We start from the raw sequence: 19,753 nt of genomic DNA on the forward strand, positions 1-19,753 counted from the left end.
GGAGGCGTTCCTATACTCGCCCCATGTCCGAGATCACCATCCGCCGCGCCACCGCGGCCGACGCCAAGCGGCTGACCCGGCTCGTCCGGGGCTCCGCCGCCTACCGGGGGCCGTACGCCGTCATGGTCGACGGCTACCGGGTCGGCGGGGCCTACATCGAGCACCACCCGGTCCACGTCGCCGTCGACGCGGACGACCGCGTCCTCGGCTTCTACGCCCTCCTGCTCGACGAGGCCGAGCTCGACCTCGCCTTCGTCGCCGACTCCGCCCAGGGGCTCGGCATCGGCCGCCTGCTCATGGCCCACATGGGCTCGGTGGCCCGCGCCGCCGGCCTCACCGCCGTCCGCGTCGTCGCCCACCCGCCCGCCGAGGAGTTCTACCTCCGCACCGGCGCCCGCCGCACCGGCACCGTCGCCGCCTCCGGACGCGTCCACTGGCACCGCCCCGAGCTCACCTACGACCTCACCGGGCCCACGGACCCCGCCGACGCCTCCGCCGCCGTCGCGGACGCCTCGTGACCGGCGTCGAGGCACCGCAGGACGAGAAGCGGCGGATCTTCGCCGACCTCACCCCGCTGCGCACCTCCGCCGACTACCGCCGCCTCTGGTTCGGGAACACCGTCTCCTGGGTCGGCCAGGGCATGACCACCCTGGCGATCTCCCTCCAGGTGTACGACATCACCGGCTCGGCCTTCTCCGTCGGCCTCGTCGGCCTCTTCTCCCTCGTCCCGCTCGTCGTCTTCGGCCTCTACGGCGGGGCGATCGCCGACACCGTCGACCGGCGCACCCTCGGACTCGTCGGCGCCACCGGCGCCGCCGCCCTCTCCGCCGCGCTCGCCGCCGCCGCCTTCGCCGGCTTCCACCGCGTCTGGTTCCTCTACGCGATCGTCGCCCTCCAGGCCGTCTGCGGCGCCCTCAACGCGCCCGCCCGCAGCGCCATGATCCCCCGCCTGCTCCCGCCCGAGCAGCTGCGCGCCGCCAACGCGCTCAACTCCATGGTCATGACCTTCGGCACCCTCGTCGGGCCCAGCCTCGGCGGCGTCGTCGTCGGCTTCGCCGGCTACCAGACCGCCTACACCATCGACGCCCTCGCCTTCTTCGCGAGCCTGTACGCGATGTGGCGGCTGCCCTCCATGCCGCCCGAGCACACCGGCGCCGTGGGGGTCCCCCCTGCGGGGGCGAAGCCGAGAGCTCGGGAGAGGGCCTCCGTCCTCGACGGGCTGCGGTTCCTCGGCACCCGCCCCAACCTGCGGGCGACCTTCGTCTCCGACCTCTTCGCGATGATCCTCGCCCAGCCGAAGGCGCTCTTCCCGGCCGTCGCCGTCCTCTGGTTCGGCGGCGACGCCAAGACCACCGGACTCCTCGTCGCCGCGCCCGCGTTCGGCGCGCTCCTCGGCGGGGTGATCTCCGGCTGGCAGAGCCGGATCCGCCGGCACGGGCAGGCCATCCTCGTCTCCGTCGCCGCCTGGGGCCTCGCGATCGCGGCCTTCGGCCTCAGCCGGAACCTCTGGATCGGGCTGCTCTGCCTCGCCGTCGCCGGCTACGCCGACACCTCGTCGATGATCTTCCGCAACACGATGATGCAGGTCGCCGCCCCCGACGAGATGCGCGGCCGGCTCCAGGGCGTCTTCATCGTGGTCGTCGCCGGCGGGCCCCGGCTCGGCGACTTCGTGGCCGGCTCCGTCGCCGACCTCACCTCGCCCATGGTCGCCATCACCGGCGGCGGCCTCGCCTGCGTCCTCGGCATCGGCGCGTTCTCCCTGTACGCACGCGGTTTCCGGCGGTACGACGCCCTCGACCCGAAGCCCTGAACGGGCCCGGCCCACCTGGCGGTTGGCCGCCACGGCACATAGCCGCCAGCCGGGACGGGGGTCAACTCCCCCTCCCAGCGTCCAGACTCCTCGCGGATCCGGAATCTCCACCCCCGAACCCCGGGTCCGCGAGGAGTCGTTCGATGACCGCACCGCTGACCAGGGGAAGGGCCGGGCTGATCGCCGCGGGCGTCTCCCTCGTGCTGCTCTCGGCCGGGCAGACCGCCGCCGCGCCGGGCGCCACGGCCGCCGCCGTGCCCGACACCTTCAAGGGCCCGGCCACCGCCACCACCGTCACCCTCGTCACCGGCGACCGGGTCACCCTCACCACCCTCGACGGCGGACGGCAGACCGTCACCGTCGACCGGGCCGAGGGCGCCACCGGAGCCGTCCGCACCCAGGTCACCGACGGCCGGGTCACCGTCGTCCCCGACGAGGCCCGCGCCCTCCTCGCCTCCGGCGTCCTCGACCCGCGCCTCTTCGACGTCACCGGCCTCGCCGAGCAGGGCGTCACCGGCGCACTCCCGCTGATCGTCACCTACGGCAAGGGCACCCGCGCCGCCGGCGCCCCGCGCGGCACCGAGACCGTCCGCGCGCTGCCCAGCGTCTCCGGCGCCGCCGTCACCGCCACCGACCCGGCCGCCTTCTGGCAGTCCCTCACTTCCCGGCAGGCCCGCGCCGCCGCCCCCGCCAAGGTCTGGCTCGACGCCCGCGTCCGGGCGACGATGGCCGACTCCAACGCGCAGATCGGCACCCCCAAGGCCTGGGAGGCCGGACTCACCGGCAAGGGCGTCAAGGTCGCCGTCCTCGACACCGGCGTCGACGCCTCCCACCCCGACCTCGCCGGCCGGGTCGCCGAGTCGAAGTCCTTCATCGCCGGCCAGGAGGTCGCCGACCGCAACGGCCACGGCACCCACGTCGCCTCCACCGTGGGCGGCAGCGGCGCCGGCTCCGACGGCAAGGAGAAGGGCGTCGCCCCCGGCGCCACCCTCGCCGTCGGCAAGGTCCTCAGCGACGAGGGCTTCGGCAGCGAGTCGGAGATCATCGCCGGCATGGAGTGGGCCGCCAAGGACATCGACGCGAAGATCGTCTCGATGAGCCTCGGCTCCCGCGAGGGCAGCGACGGCACCGACCCCATGGCCCAGGCGGTGAACACCCTCTCCGCCGAGACCGGCGCCCTCTTCGTCATCGCCGCCGGCAACTCCGGCGCCCCCGGCACCATCGGCTCGCCCGGCGCCGCCGACTCCGCCCTCACCGTCGGCGCCGTCGACTCCGCCGACGAGGCCGCCTACTTCACCAGCCAGGGCCCCCGCTACCGCGACCAGGCCCTCAAGCCGGACCTCTCCGCGCCCGGCGTCGGCATCCTCGCCGCCCGCTCCCAGCTCACCGAGGGCACCGGCCTCTACACCTCCATGAACGGCACCTCCATGGCGACCCCGCACGTCGCCGGAGTCGCCGCGCTCCTCGCCGAGCGGCACCCCGACTGGACCGGCGCCCGCCTCAAGGACGCCCTCATGTCCAGCTCCAAGACCCTCGACGCCTCCGCGTACGCCCTCGGCGCCGGCCGCGTCGACGTCGCCGCCGCGATCGCCGCCGACGTCACCGCCACCGGCTCCGCCGACCTCGGCTTCTTCGCCTGGCCGTACGAGGCGAACGAGCCGGTCACCAGGACCGTCACCTACACCAACGCCTCCGACACCGCCGTCCAGCTGGACCTCGCCGTCGAGGGCATGCCGGCCGGCACCGCCACCCTCGCCGACACCACCCTCACCGTCCCCGCGCACGGCACCGCCTCCACCACCGTCACCGGAGACGGCACCGGCGCCCCGGTCGGCACCAGCTCCGGCCGCGTCACCGCCACCGCCGGCGGCGCCCCGGTCGCCCACACCGCCCTCGGCCTGGTCAAGGAGGAGGAGCGCTACACCCTCACGGTCCACGTCAAGGACCGCGACGGCGCCGCCACGGCCGCCGGCCTCGGCCTGCGCAACCTCACCACCGGCACGGACCCCTTCCCGGCCTCCGTCGGCGACTCCGGCACCGTCGAACTGCGCCTCAAGCCCGGCACGTACACCGTCGACACCTTCCTCGACGTGCGCGGAGCCCACGGCGCCGACTCCCTCGGCCTCGGCTTCATGGCCGCCCCCGAGGTCGTCCTCGACCGCGACCGCGAGATCACCCTCGACGGCCGGCAGCTGCGCGAGATACGCGCCGAGGCCGGCCGGCGCACCGAGAGCCGCCAGCTGGTGATGGAGTACGACCGCGAGGCGAACGGCGTCTCCTACACCGACATCGTGCAGGTGCCCCTCACCTACGACTCGCTCTTCGCCGCGCCCACCGCGCCCGTCGCGAACGGCACCTTCGAGTACCGGACGGTCTGGCGGCTCGGCAAGCCCGTCCTGGAGGCGAGCGTCGACGGCGACCGCCTCGCCGACCTGCGCCCGCAGGCGGGCGCCGGCCTCCTCGAAGGCCGCCACCGCCTCGCCCTCGCCGACGCGGGCACCGGCACCCCCGCCGAGTACGCGGGCAAGGACGTCACCGGCAAGGCCGTCCTCGTCCGCCTCGCCCCCGGCGCCGACCCGGCCGGGATCGCGCAGGCCGCCCAGGACGCGGGCGCCAAGGCGCTGATCGTCACCGACGACGCCCCGGGCCGGCTGATGAAGTGGTTCGGCACCGCCGCGTACGAGGACCGCCCGCTCGCCGTCGCCACCGTGAACCGCGCCGACGCCGCCCGGATCGCCGCCGGCGCCGCCCGCGGCGGGTCGGTCGACCTCACCGGCACCCGCTTCACCCCGTACGTCTACGACCTCTCCGAGGGCCACCCCGGCCGCATCGGCACCGACCTGGTCTTCCGCCCCGGCGACCGCGACCTGGCCGCCGTCCGCTCCACCTTCCACGCCCCCACCGGACGCACGGAGGACGGCGGCGAGTTCCGCTACTCGATCACCGACGCCTTCCCGGTCGGCGTCGGCTTCAAGGAGCGGATCGCCTTCCCCGCCGAGCGCACCGAGTACGTCTCCACCGGCACCGGCCAGCGCTGGCACGAGTCCGTCGACCTCGGCACCTCCCTGGAGGAGCGCGGCGGCCTCTCCGCCTACCGCGGCGGCACCTCCCCGCGCCTCGACTGGTTCGGCCCGGTCTGGCACCCCTGGCTCGGCACCGGCCTCGGCTGGGGCCAGCAGCGCGCCGGCAACGACCTGCGCTTCAACACCCCCGGCTGGGGCGACTCCGGTTCCGACCACACCGGCTTCGGCGACGTGTGGGGCGACCCCACCGTGAGCCAGACCACCGAGGTGTTCGTGGACGGCGTCTCGAAGGGCCGCAAGAAGGGCTCCGGCTACAACCTCTGGGACGCGCCCGCGCAGGAGGCCACGTACAAGGTCGTCACCGAGACCGCGCTCGACCCGGCGCGCTGGCGGCTCGCCGCCCGCGGCCACAGCGAGTGGACCGTCCGCTCCGCCGAGACCCCGGCCGGCCGGTACGCCTTCCTGCCGATGCTCAACCTCGGCCTCGAACTCGACACCGACCTGTACGGGAACGTCCGGGCCGGTTCCCGGATCCCGGTCGGCGTCTTCGCCGAGTACGTGAAGGGCGCCACCGGCACCGGCACGATCACCGGCGGCACCCTGGAGGTCTCGTACGACGACGGCGCCACCTGGCGCACGGTGTCCCTCCGCAAGGGCCACGGCGCCTCCTGGACCGGTGAGCTCCGCGTCCCGTCCGGCGCGGCGGCCGTCTCCCTGCGGGCCGGTGCCACCGACGACCGGGGCGGCTCCGTCACCCAGGAGCTGATCCACGCGGTCGGCGTGAAGTAGCCCGCCGCGCGGGGGAGGGCCGGACCCGTCGGGTCCGGCCCTTCGCCGTCACCCCCGGGGCAGCTGCTTCTTCAGGATCTTCCCCAGGTCGTTGCGGGGGAGCGCGTCGAGGAGGCGGACCGCCCGGGGCCGCTTGTGCGGGGCGAGCAGCCGGGCCACGTGGTCCGCCAGCTCCTCCGCGCCCGGCGGGTCCGCCGGATCCGCCGGGACGATCCAGGCCACGATCCGCTCGCCCAGGTCCGGGTCGGGCTCGCCGGTGACGGCCGCCTCCCGGACCCCCGGGTGGTCGAGCAGGGCGTTCTCGATCTCGCCCGCCCCGATCTTGTAACCGCCGCTCTTGATCAGGTCGGTGGCCTTCCGGCCCACCAGCCGGATCGTCCCGTCGGCCTCCCGGACCGCCATGTCGCCGGTGCGGAACCAGCCGTCCCGGAACGCCTGCGCCGTCGCCTCCGGCCGGTTCAGATAGCCGGAGAAGAGGTTCGGTCCGCGCACCTGCACCTCGCCGACCGTCTCCCCGTCCGACGCGGCGAGCACCGAGCCGTCCTCCTCCACGAGCCGCACCTCCACGCCCGGCAGCGGCGTCCCCACCGTGCCGGGACGCGGCGGCCCGCCGGGCCGGACGCTGGTGTTCATCAGCGTCTCGCTCATCCCGTACCGCTCCACCACCGTCCGGCCCGTCGCCGCCGTGATCCGCTCGTGGTCGTGCACCGGCAGCGCCGCGGAGCCCGACACCAGCAGGCGCGCCCCCGACAGCGCCGTCACCAGCGCCGGGTCGCCGGGGAGGGCGTCGGCGAGCCGGTGGTACATGGTGGGGACGCCGAAGAGCATCGTGCCGCCGTCCGCCAGCTCCCGCGCGACGCCCTCGGCGGAGAACGCGCCCAGGTAGCGGACCTCGCCGCCGCGCCGCAGCGGGCCCAGGATCCCGAGGACCAGGCCGTGCACGTGGAAGAGCGGCAGCGCGTGCACCAGGACGTCGTCCGCCGTCCAGGACCAGACCTCGGCGAGCGCGTCGAGGGAGGCGGCGACCGCCCGGCGGGAGAGCAGCACGCCCTTCGGCGGGCCGGTGGTGCCGGAGGTGTAGACGATCAGCGCGGTCGCCTCCGGGTCCACGTCCTTCGGCGCCGGGGCGGGGGAGGGCCCGTCGAGCTCCACGGCGATCCGGGGGAGGCCGTCGAGCGCGGCCGGCAGCTCGTCCTCCGGGCCCGCGAGCACCGCGTCCGGCGCGCTGTCCCCGAGGATGTGCGCCAGTTCCCGCTCGCCGGAGCGCGGGTTGAGCGGCACGGCGGGGACGCCGGCGAGCAGCGCCGCCACGGTGGCCACCGCCGTCCGGGCGGTGGGCACGGCCCACACGGCGACCCGCCGGACGTCACCGAGCCGGGCCGCGAGCCCGCCGGCGGCCAGGGCCAGCTCCTCGTACGAGAGCGAGACCGGGCCGTGGCGCAGGGCGGGGCGGTCGGTGGGGGCCTCCAGGGCCGGGAAGAGGGCACTCACCGGTCGTACTCCTCGGGTCGGGCGGAAAACGCGGCTGCCGAGGGGCATTCTGCCGCTCCGTCAGGGCTTCGCGGCCGTGACCTTCGTCGCCCCGGGCGCCGGCTCGCCGCCGTCCGGCCGGATCCCGCGCATCCGCCCGTACGCGTACACGCAGCCCGCGAGCGCCAGGTCGGAGAGGAGCATGAAGCCGATCGAGTACGAGTCCTTGGCGCTGTAGATCGCGCCCATGACCAGCGGCGGGACGAAACCGCCGAGGCCGCCCATGGCGCCGACGATGCCGGTCACGGAGCCCACCTGCGCCTGCGGGGTCACCTGCGAGACCAGCGCGAAGACCGAACCGCTCGCGGTGCCCAGACCGGCCGCCATGATCAGCAGGGCGATCGTGCCGCCCGGGTTCAGCTTCGGGTCGAAGGCCTGGACGATCGCGAGGAGCGCGACGGTGCCGAGCGCCCAGGAGGTCACGACCGCCGGGTGGACCCGGTCCGACAACCAGCCGCCGAACGGCCGGAAGACGACGGTGACCAGGGCGAATCCGGCCGCCTTGGTGCCCGCGTCGGTCGGGTCGAGGTCGTACCAGGTCTTCAGGTACGTCGGCAGGTAGACGCCGAAGGCCACGATGCCGCCGAAGCCGATCGCGTACAGCGCCGACAGCTCCCAGGTCACCCGCAGCCGGCCCGCCGAACCCAGCCGGGTCGCCAGCGAGGCGGTCGGCACCGGGCGGTCGGGGCGGTCGGTGATGAGGACGGCGGCGAGCACCGCGTACACCGCGAGCGCGACCGCCACGACGACGAACGGCAGGTTCTCGCCGTGCTTCGCGATCCGGGGCGTGAAGTAGCCGGAGAGCGCCACGCCGCCCATGCCCATGCCGAACACGCCGAGCGCCAGGCCCCGCTTCTCCGGCGGGAACCACGAGTTGACCAGCGGGATGCCGATCGCGAAGGTCGTGCCGCCGAGGCCGAGGAGGAAGCCGACGACGAGCATCAGACCGTAGGAGTCCTTCACCACGATCAGCAGCAGCACGGGGATGATCGTCAGCGCGGAGACGAGCGGGAACATCAGCTTCGCGCCGTACTTGTCGGTGAGCGCGCCGGCCGGGATCCGGCCCACCGAGCCGACGAGCACCGGCACGGCGACGAGGAACGACTGCTGGAACGAACTGAGGCCCAGCCGCTCGCCGTACCAGCTGCCGAGCGGTGCGATCAGGTCCCAGGCCCAGAAGGTGAGCGTGAAGCCGATGGTGGCCATCACCAGGTTGCGGTAGGCCGCGGCGGTCGGGGGCTTGGCGTCGGAGTTCACCCCCTCAGTCAAGATCCGGCACCGCGGCCCGGCGCGCCGGACTGCTCCGTCCGGGGGAGCCCCGGCGGCGGGCTCAGGGCCAGGTCACCGTCGTCGGCGGGGTGCCGTCGTCCTCGACGCGCAGCCAGGCGCCCCCGCCGGTGCCGCCGTCGCGCTCGCCGACGCCGACGTCCACCGTGATCCGTCCGATCCCGGGGCGCCGGTGGGCCGCGGCCAGCGCCCCGCGCAGCGCGGCGAGGAGCCTGCGCGCCTCCGGCTCCGCCACCAGGGTGTCCACCGCGCCGGTGAACCGCACCGACGGCTGGAAGCCGAGCAGCACCCCCGCCCCGCCGGTCTCGCGCAGCACCCGCCCCCGGAAGGTCGTCGGCGCCTCGGCCGGCGGCTGCTGGAGGGCGAAGATCGTCGTCCGCACCTCCTGGATCGTGGAGTCCAGCTCGTCCACCGCCCTCCCCAGGAGCTCGTCCTCCGCGGAGGAGCCGCCGGCCCGGCGGCGGGTCGACTCCAGCATCATCTCGGTGGCGAACAGCCGCTGGACGACGAGGTCGTGGAGGTCCCGGGCGATCCGGTCGCGGTCCTCGAAGACGGCGAGCCGCTCCCGGTCGTGCCGGGCGTCCGCCAGGACCAGCGCGAGCGCCGCCTGCGAGGCGAACTGCGAGGCGAGCAGCCGGTCCACCGCCGAGTACGGCTCGGCGTCCCGGTGGCGGGGGAGCGCCAGGGTGCCGATCAGCCGCCCGCCGCTGCGCAGCGGCAGCATCATCGAGGGGCCGAAGCGGGAGCGGACCGGGGTGGTCATCCGGGGGTCGGTGGCGGAGTCCTCGACGAAGACCGGCTCCCCGCCGAGCAGTTGGACGAGGACGGCGGAGCCGGGCCGGATGGTGGTGCCGACCAGCTCGCCGGGGTCGCCGGCCGTGGAGGCCGTGACGATCTCCATGCCGCCCTCGGGGGTGGGCTGGAGGATCACTCCGGCGGCCGCGCCGGCGAGGATCCTCGCCTGCTCGGCGACGGTCATCAGGGCGTCCTCGGCGGACTCGCCGGTGAGCAGCGCCGTGGTGACGGCCGCCGCGCCCTCGATCCACCGCTCGCGCTGCCGGGCGGTCTCGTAGAGCCGGGCGTTGCCGATGGCGATGCCGGCCTGGGCGGCGAGGACCCGCAGCAGGGCCAGGTCCTCCTCGGTGAAGCCGCCCTCCTTCCCGGTGAGGTGGAGGTTGCCGAAGACCTGGGTGTGGACCCGGATCGGGACGCCGAGGCCCTCGGCGGCGCCGTCGGGGAGCGGGCCGACGCGGGCCCGCTCCTGCTCGGTCATCCCGGTGGTGAACAGACCGGTGAGCCGGGGGCGCTCGGGGTCGACGACCCGGAGCGCCCCGTGGCGGGCGCCGACCAGTTCGGTGGCGGAGTCCACGATGTGCTGGAGGGTGGCGCGGAGTTCGAGGTCCGTGCCGACGCCGAGGACGGCTTCGAGCAGCAGGGGCAGGCGGGCCTGCTCCGGCTCCGTGCCCCCGGCCGCTTCCCCGGCCGTTTCCCCGGACACCTCCCCGGTCACGTCCTCGTCCATGATCACCATGGTCTCATCCACGCATGAATCGGGTGATGTCGGGATTGGTCACTCCGTCAGGTCGTCGGCGTACGCCTGGTCGCGGTCGCGGCCCCCGTCGTGGTCCCGGTCCCGGTCCCGGTCGTCCGCCAGGCCGCGGTGGTCGCCCAGCGGGTCGAGGACCATCGGCTGGACCTTGCCCTCCAGCATCGCGCCGAGGCCGAGCACGGCGCAGACGTCGGGGCGTTCGGCGATGTGCACCGGCATCCCGGTGGCGTCCCGCAGCATCTGGTCCAGGCCCGGGAGGAGCGCGCTGCCGCCGACCATCATGATCCCGCGGTCCGCGAGGTCGGCCACCAGGTCGGGCGGGCAGTCCCGCAGCACCTTCCCGATGCCGTCGAGCACCGCCGTCAGCGGCGTGTGGATGGCCTCGCGCACGGCGGCCGTGTCGACGGTGACCGAGCGGGCCAGACCGGTGGCGACGTCCCGGCCGTGGATCTCGGTGGAGGCCGGGCCGTGCGGGGTCAGGCCGTTGCCGCTCAGCGCGAGCTGGAGCGGGCGCACCGACTGGCTCGGCAGCATCAGCTCGTGGTGGTGGCGCAGGTGCTGGATGATCGCGTGGTCGATGGCGTCGCCGCCGACCGGGATCCGCTCGGCGGTCACGATCGCGCCGAGCGAGAGCACCGCGACCTGCGTCGTCGCCGCCCCGCACACCATGATCATGGTGGCGGTCGGCTGCTCCACCGGCAGGCCGCAGCCGACGGCCGCGGCGATCAGGGTGTCGACCAGCTCGACCCGGCGCGCCCCGAGCCCCACCAGGGTCTCGACGGCCGCCCGCTGGGCGAGCGGATCGCTGTCGTGCGGGGTGCAGGCGGCGGCGCGGAGCCGGGGCTTGCGGCGGAGCTGGCGGCGCAGCTTCTCGCCGAGGAGGTGACGGAGCATCCGCTGGGCCATCTCGATGTCGACGACCGTGCCGCCGGAGACCGGGCGCACGACCCGGATGTAGTCGGGGGTGCGGCCGGTCATCTTCTCGGCGAGCGCGCCGACCGCGATCAGCGCTCCGGTGCGGGTGTTGACGGCGGCGACGCTCGGCTCGTCGACGACGAGTCCGGCCCCCTTGACGAAGACCCGGGTGCGGGCGGCACCCAGGTCGACGGCGACATGGCAACGGCGCAGCTGATCGAGGCTGACGGTCACGGCGGATCCTCCGGGGTGCGGTGCTGACACGGGCGAGGTGTCGCGGTGCGGGTTTCCTGTTGGCATCGTGCGACCGCCGGGCCCGCCGCGCGCGCTGGGCTGCGCCGCCCGGGGCCGGTGCGGGAGTGGGGGCGGGGCCGGTGCGACGGCGGCGGGGCGGTGGTGACGGGCCGGCGGGGCGGCGGCGAGGGGGGATCAGGCGAACCGGGAGAATCGCGACGCCACGGCGTCCACCTGCGGTTTCCTCACAGGATCCTCACGTCCTCGCCTACCCGGAGTCGCGGCACTCGTCCTAGCGTGCGAGCCCCATGGACTACTGCCACGCGTGCCGGCGGCATCTCAATGGGGCCCTCGCCTGTGCCGGGTGCGGGACTCCCGTCGAGCGGCTGCGGTACGACACCCCCCACGCCCCGCCTCACCCCGCGCCTCACGAGGGCGCCGAGGCACCCGGTCCGTACGCGCCCGGCCCCTCGTACGCGCCCGGCCCGTCGTACGCGCCGGATCCGTACGCGCCGGAGACGTTCGCTCCGGATCCGTACGCGCCCGCTCCCGGTCCGTACGCGGCCGGCCCGGAGGCCTACACGGCCGCGCCGGATCCGTACGCGCCCGGTCCGGAGGCGTACGCGCCGGATCCGGAGGCGTACGCGTCCGTGCCGGAGGCGGAGGCGCCGGCCGGTGAGCCCGTGGCTCCCGAGCACGTCTACGAACTGGACCTGGTGGTGCCGCCGAGGCCGGCCGGGCGGCGGGCGGCGGGACGCGCCGCCACACGGCGCAAGCGGGAGCGCTCCGGGCGCTCCGGGCGCTCCGGGCGGGGCCGGACGGTGGCGGTGAGCGCGCTGGGGCTCGTCCTGGCGGCCGGGTCGCTGGGTCTGGCGAAGGCGGTCTTCGAGGAGCCGGAGGAGAAGGGCGGCGCCGCGACGGCGGTGGAGGAGCTGGAGGTCACCGAGACCCCGCTGCCGCCCGCGCTGCCGACCCGGAACCCGGGCGGCGGGGACACCGAGGACGCGGAGGACGGCGACCGGGCGGGCGGTGTCTCGACGGCCCCCGCCTCGCCGACGGGCCGCCCGCGGCAGATCAGCACGGGGACGGGCGGCGGCTCCGGCACGGGCGCGACGGCCGCGCCCGCGCGGGGCGGCGGCTCCGGCGGCGGATCCGGTACGGGGACGGGGACGGGCTCCGGTGCGGGCGCGGGCGCCACGCCCACCGGCCGGCCCTCCTCGGCCGCGCCCTCCTCCCCGGCGCCGTCCGTGCCGGAGGTCACCGCGAACCCGCAGGACGAGAACCCCGGCGGCACGCCGAGCGCCTCGGGCTCGCCCACCGCCCCCGCCTCGGGCAGCGCGACCCCGTCCGCCCCGTCGAGCCCCCGGCCGACCACGGCCACGCCGTCCCCGGAACCCTCGGAGACCTGCACCCCCTTCCTGTGGTGGTGCGTCTAGACGGCCCGCTTCCGGGCCCGCTCCGACGGCGGCTCCGCCCTACGGCAGCTCCGCGCCGACCATGCGGCGCAGCAGGTCGCGCAGGAGGGTGCGCTCGACGGCGGTGAGCTCGCCGAGCGGTTCGCGGGCGAAGTGGAGGGAGTCGCGCAGCCGGCGGGCGGTGTCCCGGCCCTGGTCGGTGGGCGCGGCCAGCTTCACCCGGCGGTCGGCCGGGTCGGGGCGCCGCTCGACCAGGCCCCGGGACTCCAGGCGGTCGATGATCCCGGTGACGTTGGAGGGCTCGCACTTGAGCTTCTCGGCGATCTTCCGCATCGGGGTGGGCTCCAGGGCGAGCAGCCCGAGGACGCGGGCCTGCGCGCCGGTCAGGGAGTGGGCCGCGGCGGCTTCCTCGTACTCCTGGTGGTAGCGCGCCACGACCGTGCCGATCAGCTCGACGACTTCGAGGGTCACGGGGTCGGTGTGTGAGGTGGGCATGGGCACCATCGTACTCCGATGCTTGACAACATGAAATATTCAGGAGCATGGTTGTTTCAGTAAGTGAAGCTTTCCTGTTCGCCCCGGAGGTCCCCCCCATGACCGCACTGCCCGCCACCAGCCGCGCCTGGCACCTCGTCGCCCGCCCGCACGGCTGGCCCGCCCCCACCGACTTCGCCCTGCGCGAGACCCCCGTCGAGGCGCCCGCCGAGGGCCGGATCCTGGTGCGGAACCTCCACTACTCGGTCGACCCGTACATGCGCGGCCGGATGAACGACGTGAAGTCCTACATCCCGCCGTTCCAGCTGGACCAGCCGATGGACGGCGGCGCGGTCGGCGTCGTCGTGGCGTCGGGCGCGGAGGGGTTCGCCGAGGGCGACCACGTCCTGCACGGCCTGGGCTGGCGCGAGTACGCCGACGTGCCCGCCCGGCACGCCACCAAGGTGGACCCGGAGCTCGCCCCCCTCTCCGCCTACCTCGGCGTGCTCGGCATGACCGGCCTCACCGCCTACGCGGGCCTCTTCGAGACCGCCTCCTTCAAGGAGGGCGACGCCGTCTTCGTCTCCGGCGCGGCCGGCGCGGTCGGCAGCCAGGTCGGCCAGCTCGCGAAGCTCAATGGCGCCTCCCGGGTGATCGGCTCGGCCGGCTCCGACGAGAAGGTGAAGTGGCTGGTCGAGGAGCTCGGCTTCGACGCCGCCTTCAACTACCGCAACGGCCCGGTCAAGGACCAGCTCCGCGAGGCCGCCCCCGACGGCATCGACGTGTACTTCGACAACGTGGGCGGCGACCACCTGGAGGCCGCCATCTCCTCGCTCAACGTGCACGGCCGCGCCGCCATCTGCGGCATGATCGCGCAGTACAACGACACGGAGCCGGTCCCCGGCCCGCGGAACATGGCGATGATCATCGGCAAGCGGCTCCGCCTCCAGGGCGTCCTGGTCGGCGACCACTACGGCCTGCAGTCGCAGTTCGTCGAGGAGGTCGGCGCCCGGCTGCGCTCCGGCGAGCTCAAGTACCGCGAGACCTTCGCCGAGGGCATCGAGAACGGCGTGGACGCCTTCCTCGGTCTGCTCCGCGGCGACAACACCGGAAAGATGATCGTCTCGCTGGACCGGTAGTCTTCCCTCAGCCGTCGCGATCGTGGGCGCGAGTCGAGACGGGGAGAAGAAGGTAGAAACCAGCATGTCCATCCAGCACACCGACGTTCTCTACACCGCCGTCGCCACCGCGGAGAACGGCCGCGACGGCCGTGTCGCCACCGACGACGGCCGGCTCGACGTCGTCGTCAACCCGCCCAAGGCCATGGGCGGCTCCGGCGAGGGCACCAACCCCGAGCAGCTCTTCGCGGCCGGCTACAGCGCCTGCTTCCAAGGCGCCCTCGGCGTCGTCGCGCGGAACGAGAACGCGGACATCTCCGGCTCGACGGTCACCGCCGAGGTCGGCATCGGCAAGAACGACGACGGCTTCGGCATCATCGTCAAGATCTCGGCCTCCATCCCGAACGTGGACGCCGAGACCGCCAAGAGCCTGATCGAGAAGGCCCACCAGGTCTGCCCGTACTCCAAGGCGACCCGCGGCAACATCACGGTCGAGCTCGCGGTCTGAGCCACACCGGACGCACGCCCGTGCGGGCCGCACCCCGACCGACCGGGGTGCGGCCCGCACGTGCGTACGGATCCGGTGATCCGCCCCGATAGGCTGCGCGCATGCGTGAATTCGGCGTGGGTTTCGGTCATCTGGTCCAAGGCCAGAAGTGGGTGGCGCGGCACGGGCGCCGGTTCGGGTTCGGACTGCTGCCCGGTCTGGTGACGCTCGTCCTCTACCTGGCCGCGCTGGGCGCCCTCGCGTTCAACGCGACCGAGCTCACGGCCTGGGCGACCCCCTTCGCCGACGACTGGTCCACCCTGTGGCGCGAGATCTTCCGCAACGCCATGACGGCCCTCCTCGTCGGCTTCAGCGCCTTCCTCGCCGTCGTCACCTTCACCGCCGTCACCCTCCTCATCGGCCAGCCCTTCTACGAGGCCCTCTCCGAGGACGTCGACCGCAGCATGGGCGGCGACGTGCCCGAATCCGGGCTGCCGCTCTGGCGCGAGCTGCTGATCTCGGCCCGCGACAGCCTGCGGGTGGTGCTCCGGGTCGCCTTCTACTCCGTGCTCCTCTTCGCCTGCGGCTTCATCCCCGTCGTCGGCCAGACCGTCGTCCCCGCCCTCGCCTTCTGCGTCTCCGGCTTCTTCCTCGCCGAGGAGCTGACCGCCGTCGCCCTCCAGCGCCGGGGCGTCGAGCTCAAGGAGCGCCTCGCGCTGCTGCGCGGCCGGCGCCGGGCGACCCTCGGCTTCGGGGTCCCGCTCGCCGTCGCCTTCGTCGTGCCGTTCGTGGCCGTCTTCCTGATGCCCGGTGCCGTCGCCGGTGCCACCCTCATGGTCCGCGACCTGCGCGGCGAGGACCCCGAAGAAAACGATCAAGAAGACGGCAACCTTTCCTCCGCGGGCGGCGACCAGGGGGTGCACCACATCCCCCACTGAGGAAGAGAACCATGACGTCACACAAGCGCAGGACGGGCCGCCGCAGGGCGCTCGTCGGCGGTCTGGCCGCGTTCGGAGTCACCGGCGCGGCCCTCGTCACGACCGGCCTGCTCGCCCCCGCGGGCGCGGCCCCGGCCGCCGTCCCCGCCTGGCCGACGGCCAAGGGCGAGAAGCCGGTCGCCACGACGATCGAGGTCTCCGGCACCTACGACGGCAAGCTGAAGCGCTTCTCCGGCACCGGCGCGCTCGGCTCCGACGGCCAGGACGAGAGCCAGCGGCCGCTCTTCGTCCTGAAGGACGGCGCCGTCCTCAAGAACGTCGTGCTCGGCACCCCCGCCGCCGACGGCGTGCACTGCCTCGGCAGCTGCACCCTCCAGAACGTCTGGTGGGAGAACGTCGGCGAGGACGCCGCCACCTTCAAGGGGACCTCGGCCGGCGCCGTCTACTCGGTGTACGGCGGCGGCGCCAAGGGCGCCTCCGACAAGGTCTTCCAGTTCAACGGCGCCGGCAAGCTCGTCGTGACCAAGTTCCAGGTCTCCGACTTCGGCAAGCTCGTCCGCTCCTGCGGCAACTGCAAGAAGCAGTACCAGCGCACGATCATCGTCAACGACGTCGACGTCACCGTCCCCGGCACGTCGCTGGTCGGCGTCAACGCCAACTACGGCGACACCGCCTCCCTGCGGAACGTCCGCATCCACGGCGACACCAAGAAGAAGATCAAGCCCTGCACCCGCTTCACCGGCAACAACACCGGCAAGGAGCCCAAGGAGACCGGCTCCGGCCCCGACGGCACCACCTGCCGCTACACGGCCTCCGACGTCACCTACGACTAGCGGGGGCCCGACCGCCCGGTCACTCCGCCGTCAGGACCGGATGCAGCTCCGGCCTGGCGGCCCACCACTCCTGGTGGAAGGCGTTGTTGCCGACGTTCGCCAGATACGCCTCCGCCGCCGCCCGGTACAGCAGCTCCGCGTGCCGGGCGGAGACGGCCGCGCGGTTCCAGGCGAGCCGGATCCGGCCGGTGACCGGGTCGCCCTCCAGGGGGCGCAGGACCGTGCCCTCGGCCGGCGGGGCGGTCGGCTGGCTCAGGGAGATCGCGCGGCCCGAGGCGATCAGGTCGTAGTGGATCTTCCGGTCGGCGACCCGGTGCCGCAGGGACGGTGTGAAGCCGGCCCGCTCGCAGGCGGCGACCAGCGCCTCGGGGCCGCCGTCGTCGTCCTCGACCAGCGTCATCCAGGACTCGCCCGCCAGCTCGGCCAGCGCGATCCGCTCCTTCGCGGCCAGCGGGTGCTCCGCCGAGAGCCGCACGCAGAACGGCTCCTTCGCGATCAGCGTCCGGGCCGTCGTGCCCTCCGGCAACGGCACCTCGTGGTCGTTCACCTCGCCGTACAGCACCGCGTCGTAGCGGCCCGCGCCCAGCTGCCGGGTGAGCGTCGTCGCCGACTGCTCGACCGTCACCGCGATCTCCCGCCCCGCCACGACCTGTTCGAGCCCGACGAGCAGCCGGTCCACCAGGACCAGCAGGATGCAGCCGAGCCGCAGCGGCGTCGACGGGTCGGCGGCCCGCGCCCCCGCCGCCAGCGCGTCCATCTCGCCGAGCACGAGCCGCGCCTTCGAGAGGACGAACTCGCCCAGCGGCGTGGGCTCCACACCCCGCCGCCCGCGCAGGAACAGCTCCCCGCCCGCGACCCGCTCGATCCGCCGCAGCTGCGCCGAGAGCGCCGGCTGCGAGATGCCGAGCCGCTGCGCCGCGCGGCCCAGGCTTCCCGCCTCCGCAATCCGGCAGACGGCTTCCAGATGCCTCAACTCCAGCTGCATTTCAGCAGCGTACGCAGCACCGCACGGCCGCACCATAACCCGCGTCTTATGCCCGATGAGATGTCCCGAACCCGCCATGTCCACGCCCATACTCGGCGCGACGATCCGTCTCCCCCACCCTGAACGGAGCACGACGTTGCACCCCAGCAGACTCACGGCGGCCGTGGCCGCCCTGGCCCTCTCGGCGAGCCTCGCGACCGCCCTCGCCGGAACCGCCTCCGCCGCTCCCCAGGCGCAGCCGGTCCCGCCGGGCCACGGCAAGTCCCTGGCCCTGGCGGCCGCGGACTCCGCCGCCGCCAGCGGCCTCGACGAACTGCGGCACGGCGCCGACGAGGACCTCGTCCGGACGTCCGTCACCCCATGGGCGAACGGCCTCTACTACGCCGCCTACCAGCGGACGTACAAGGGCCTCCCGGTCCACGGCGGCGGCGACGGCGTCGTCCTCTCCGACTCCTCCGGCAAGGTCCGCGACGTGAGCGGCAGCGCCGCCCCGGCCATCAAGGTCTCCACGAGCGCCAAGGTGACCGCCGAGAAGGCCCTCGCCACCGCGCGCGGCCAGCTGGCCGCCGTGGAGAGCGCGAGCGCCCCCGAACTGACCGTGCTCCTCAAGGGCGGCAAGCCCGTCCTCGCCTGGCACACCCTGGTCGTCGGCACCACCGCCACGCGGCTCCCCAGCTCGCTCGACACCTACGTCGACGCCCGCACCGGCAAGGTCGCCCAGGCCACCGACAAGGTGAGGCACGCCGAGGGCCGCGGCTACCACAACGGCAACGTCACCATCGACACCGCCGCCTCCTCGATGACCGACACCAGCCGCGGCGCCTTCAAGTGCGGCGGCCAGAACGGCAGCGCGTACACCGGCTCCTCCCCGTGGGGCAACGGCGGCGCCAACGACCTCGTCACCGCCTGCGTCGACATCATGTACGCGGCCCAGCGCGAGTCGGACATGCTCAAGGAGTGGTTCGGCTACAACGGCATCAACGGCCAGGGCGGCATGGTCCCGGCCCGCGCCGGACTCACGCAGGTCAACGCGTACTACGACGGTACGAAGACCACCTACGGGCGCAACCAGAACGGCACCAACCAGCTCACCGGCATCGACGTCGTGGCCCACGAGTACGGCCACGAGATCTTCGACCGGACCCCGGGCTCGGCCGGCTCGTCCAACGAGAACGGCGGCATGAACGAGTCCACCGGCGACATCTTCGGCGCGCTCACCGAGCACTACGCCGACAACCCGAACGACACCCCGGACTACACGGTCGGCGAGGAGCTGAACTTCACCGGCAACAACCAGCCGATCCGCAACATGTACAACCCCTCGCTCATCAACAACGACCCCAACTGCTACCCGCAGCTCTCCTCCGGCACCGAGGTGCACGCCGCGGCCGGCCCGCAGAACCACTGGTTCTACCTGCTCGCCGAGGGCTCCAACCCGGGCGGCGGCAAGCCCAGCAGCCCGATATGTTCCGGCGGCCCGTCCTCCGTCACCGGCATCGGCATCCAGAAGGCCGGCAAGATCTTCATGGGCGCCCTGCTCATGAAGACCTCCTCCTGGAACCACCCCGCGGCCCGCCGCGCCACCCTCACCACCGCCAAGAACACCTACGGCGCCACCGAGTGCAACGCGGTGAAGGCGGCCTGGAACGCGATCGGCGTCCCCGCCCAGTCCGGCGAGACCGACTGCGGCGGCACCTCCACCCCGGACTTCTCGCTCTCCCTGAACCCGTCCTCGGGCAACGCCCAGCCGGACACGCAGGTCACCGCCACGGTCAACACCAGCACCACCGGCGGCGCCGCGCAGACCGTCCAGCTCTCCGCGAGCGGCGCCCCGAGCGGCGTCACGGTCTCCTTCAGCCCCGCCTCGGTGACCTCCGGCAGCTCCTCGACGATGACCGTCAAGGTCGCCGCCGGCACCCCGAACGGCACCTACCCGATCACCGTCACCGGCACGGGCTCCGCCACCCACACCGTCACCTACCAGCTGACGGTCGGCTCCACGACCCCGCCGACCGGCTGCGACTCCACCGAGTACACCTACCAGGGCACGCTGGCCTCCGGTCAGGCCGCCGCCCAGCCGGACGGCTCGTACTACTACTCGGCGAGCGCCGGCACCCACGTCGGCTGCCTGCGCGGTCCGGCCGGCACCGACTTCGACCTCTACCTGCAGAAGTGGAACGGCGCCGCCTGGGCCGACGTGGCCGTCGGCGGCACCGCCGGCGCCGACGAGGACACCAACTACTACGGCACCGCGGGCTACTACCGCTACGTCGTGCACGCCTACAGCGGCTCCGGCGCCTACACGCTGGGCCTGAGCGCCCCCTAAGGGCCGACGAGCGCCCAGGGGCGGGGCATCGGCCCCCGCC

The 19,753-nt window shown here is 74.1% G+C and carries 14 protein-coding genes and 1 pseudogene; 9 read left to right on the forward strand and 6 right to left on the reverse strand.

The window, feature by feature from the left end; genetic code table 11:
* Positions 1-23: 23 nt before the first annotated feature.
* From ABZ621_RS20385 to ABZ621_RS20395, 3 genes are all read left to right on the forward strand, one after another.
* On the forward strand, positions 24-518 hold the full coding sequence (locus ABZ621_RS20385) for a GNAT family N-acetyltransferase (protein WP_360606387.1): 495 nt from the start codon (positions 24-26) through the stop codon (positions 516-518).
* Entirely contained in the window at positions 515-1,810 is a 1,296-nt protein-coding gene (locus tag ABZ621_RS20390) for an MFS transporter (RefSeq protein ID WP_360606389.1), read from the forward strand. The genes ABZ621_RS20385 and ABZ621_RS20390 overlap by 4 nt, the downstream gene beginning before the upstream one ends.
* Before the next feature lie 143 nt (positions 1,811-1,953).
* Positions 1,954-5,622, forward strand: coding sequence for a S8 family serine peptidase (locus tag ABZ621_RS20395; protein WP_360606392.1), 3,669 nt, complete (start codon positions 1,954-1,956; stop codon positions 5,620-5,622).
* 48 nt (positions 5,623-5,670) lie between these two features.
* Here ABZ621_RS20395 and ABZ621_RS20400 read toward each other — a convergent pair whose 3' ends face one another.
* From ABZ621_RS20400 to ABZ621_RS20415, 4 genes and pseudogenes are all read right to left on the reverse strand, one after another.
* Entirely contained in the window at positions 5,671-7,113 is a 1,443-nt protein-coding gene (locus ABZ621_RS20400) for an acyl-CoA synthetase (RefSeq protein WP_360606394.1), read from the reverse strand.
* Between the two features lie 60 nt (positions 7,114-7,173).
* Positions 7,174-8,358, reverse strand: a complete 1,185-nt coding sequence (locus tag ABZ621_RS20405; RefSeq protein WP_360606558.1) for an MFS transporter — start codon at positions 8,356-8,358, stop codon at positions 7,174-7,176.
* Positions 8,359-8,482: 124 nt separating this feature from the next.
* Complete coding sequence (locus ABZ621_RS20410; RefSeq protein WP_360606396.1) at positions 8,483-9,961, reverse strand: GAF domain-containing protein; 1,479 nt, start codon at positions 9,959-9,961, stop codon at positions 8,483-8,485.
* Between the two features lie 147 nt (positions 9,962-10,108).
* Positions 10,109-11,137 (reverse strand): annotated as a pseudogene (locus tag ABZ621_RS20415) (rod shape-determining protein); the annotation flags it as partial.
* 308 nt (positions 11,138-11,445) lie between these two features.
* On the opposite strand from ABZ621_RS20415, the gene ABZ621_RS20420 reads away from it, so the two are divergent.
* Positions 11,446-12,573 (forward strand): hypothetical protein, encoded by a 1,128-nt coding sequence (locus ABZ621_RS20420; protein ID WP_360606398.1) that lies wholly within the window; start codon positions 11,446-11,448, stop codon positions 12,571-12,573.
* 39 nt (positions 12,574-12,612) lie between these two features.
* On the opposite strand, the gene ABZ621_RS20425 is transcribed toward ABZ621_RS20420, so the two are convergent.
* Positions 12,613-13,047, reverse strand: a complete 435-nt coding sequence (locus ABZ621_RS20425; protein ID WP_360606400.1) for a MarR family transcriptional regulator — start codon at positions 13,045-13,047, stop codon at positions 12,613-12,615.
* 98 nt (positions 13,048-13,145) lie between these two features.
* On the opposite strand from ABZ621_RS20425, the gene ABZ621_RS20430 reads away from it, so the two are divergent.
* From ABZ621_RS20430 to ABZ621_RS20445, 4 genes are all read left to right on the forward strand, one after another.
* Complete coding sequence (locus tag ABZ621_RS20430) at positions 13,146-14,165, forward strand: NADP-dependent oxidoreductase (RefSeq protein ID WP_360606402.1); 1,020 nt, start codon at positions 13,146-13,148, stop codon at positions 14,163-14,165.
* Between the two features lie 64 nt (positions 14,166-14,229).
* Entirely contained in the window at positions 14,230-14,652 is a 423-nt protein-coding gene (locus ABZ621_RS20435) for an organic hydroperoxide resistance protein (RefSeq protein WP_360606404.1), read from the forward strand.
* A gap of 101 nt (positions 14,653-14,753) precedes the next feature.
* On the forward strand, positions 14,754-15,569 hold the full coding sequence (locus ABZ621_RS20440) for an EI24 domain-containing protein (protein ID WP_360606406.1): 816 nt from the start codon (positions 14,754-14,756) through the stop codon (positions 15,567-15,569).
* 11 nt (positions 15,570-15,580) lie between these two features.
* On the forward strand, positions 15,581-16,402 hold the full coding sequence (locus tag ABZ621_RS20445) for a pectate lyase (RefSeq protein ID WP_360606408.1): 822 nt from the start codon (positions 15,581-15,583) through the stop codon (positions 16,400-16,402).
* Between the two features lie 19 nt (positions 16,403-16,421).
* Here the strand turns inward: ABZ621_RS20445 and ABZ621_RS20450 are convergent, their stop codons facing one another.
* Complete coding sequence (locus ABZ621_RS20450) at positions 16,422-17,387, reverse strand: LysR family transcriptional regulator (RefSeq protein ID WP_360606410.1); 966 nt, start codon at positions 17,385-17,387, stop codon at positions 16,422-16,424.
* 136 nt (positions 17,388-17,523) lie between these two features.
* Between ABZ621_RS20450 and ABZ621_RS20455 the strand changes: the two genes are divergently transcribed.
* A complete protein-coding gene (locus ABZ621_RS20455) occupies positions 17,524-19,713 on the forward strand; it encodes a M4 family metallopeptidase (RefSeq protein WP_360606412.1) in 2,190 nt (729 codons plus the stop codon).
* Positions 19,714-19,753: the final 40 nt, after the last annotated feature.

The organism is Streptomyces sp. NPDC007863 (genome assembly GCF_040633895.1).
Classification (GTDB): domain Bacteria; phylum Actinomycetota; class Actinomycetes; order Streptomycetales; family Streptomycetaceae; genus Streptomyces.

Bases quoted from the DNA above. Each gene is read 5' to 3' on its own strand.
- ABZ621_RS20385 (WP_360606387.1), top strand. From the start codon at position 24: ATGTCCGAGATCACCATCCGCCGCGCCACCGCGGCCGACGCCAAGCGG.
- ABZ621_RS20395 (WP_360606392.1), top strand. From the start codon at position 1,954: ATGACCGCACCGCTGACCAGGGGAAGGGCCGGGCTGATCGCCGCGGGC.
- ABZ621_RS20405 (WP_360606558.1), bottom strand. From the start codon at position 8,358: ATGGCCACCATCGGCTTCACGCTCACCTTCTGGGCCTGGGACCTGATC.
- ABZ621_RS20410 (WP_360606396.1), bottom strand. From the start codon at position 9,961: ATGGACGAGGACGTGACCGGGGAGGTGTCCGGGGAAACGGCCGGGGAA.
- ABZ621_RS20420 (WP_360606398.1), top strand. From the start codon at position 11,446: ATGGACTACTGCCACGCGTGCCGGCGGCATCTCAATGGGGCCCTCGCC.
- ABZ621_RS20425 (WP_360606400.1), bottom strand. From the start codon at position 13,047: ATGCCCACCTCACACACCGACCCCGTGACCCTCGAAGTCGTCGAGCTG.
- ABZ621_RS20430 (WP_360606402.1), top strand. From the start codon at position 13,146: ATGACCGCACTGCCCGCCACCAGCCGCGCCTGGCACCTCGTCGCCCGC.
- ABZ621_RS20435 (WP_360606404.1), top strand. From the start codon at position 14,230: ATGTCCATCCAGCACACCGACGTTCTCTACACCGCCGTCGCCACCGCG.
- ABZ621_RS20440 (WP_360606406.1), top strand. From the start codon at position 14,754: ATGCGTGAATTCGGCGTGGGTTTCGGTCATCTGGTCCAAGGCCAGAAG.
- ABZ621_RS20445 (WP_360606408.1), top strand. From the start codon at position 15,581: ATGACGTCACACAAGCGCAGGACGGGCCGCCGCAGGGCGCTCGTCGGC.
- ABZ621_RS20450 (WP_360606410.1), bottom strand. From the start codon at position 17,387: ATGCAGCTGGAGTTGAGGCATCTGGAAGCCGTCTGCCGGATTGCGGAG.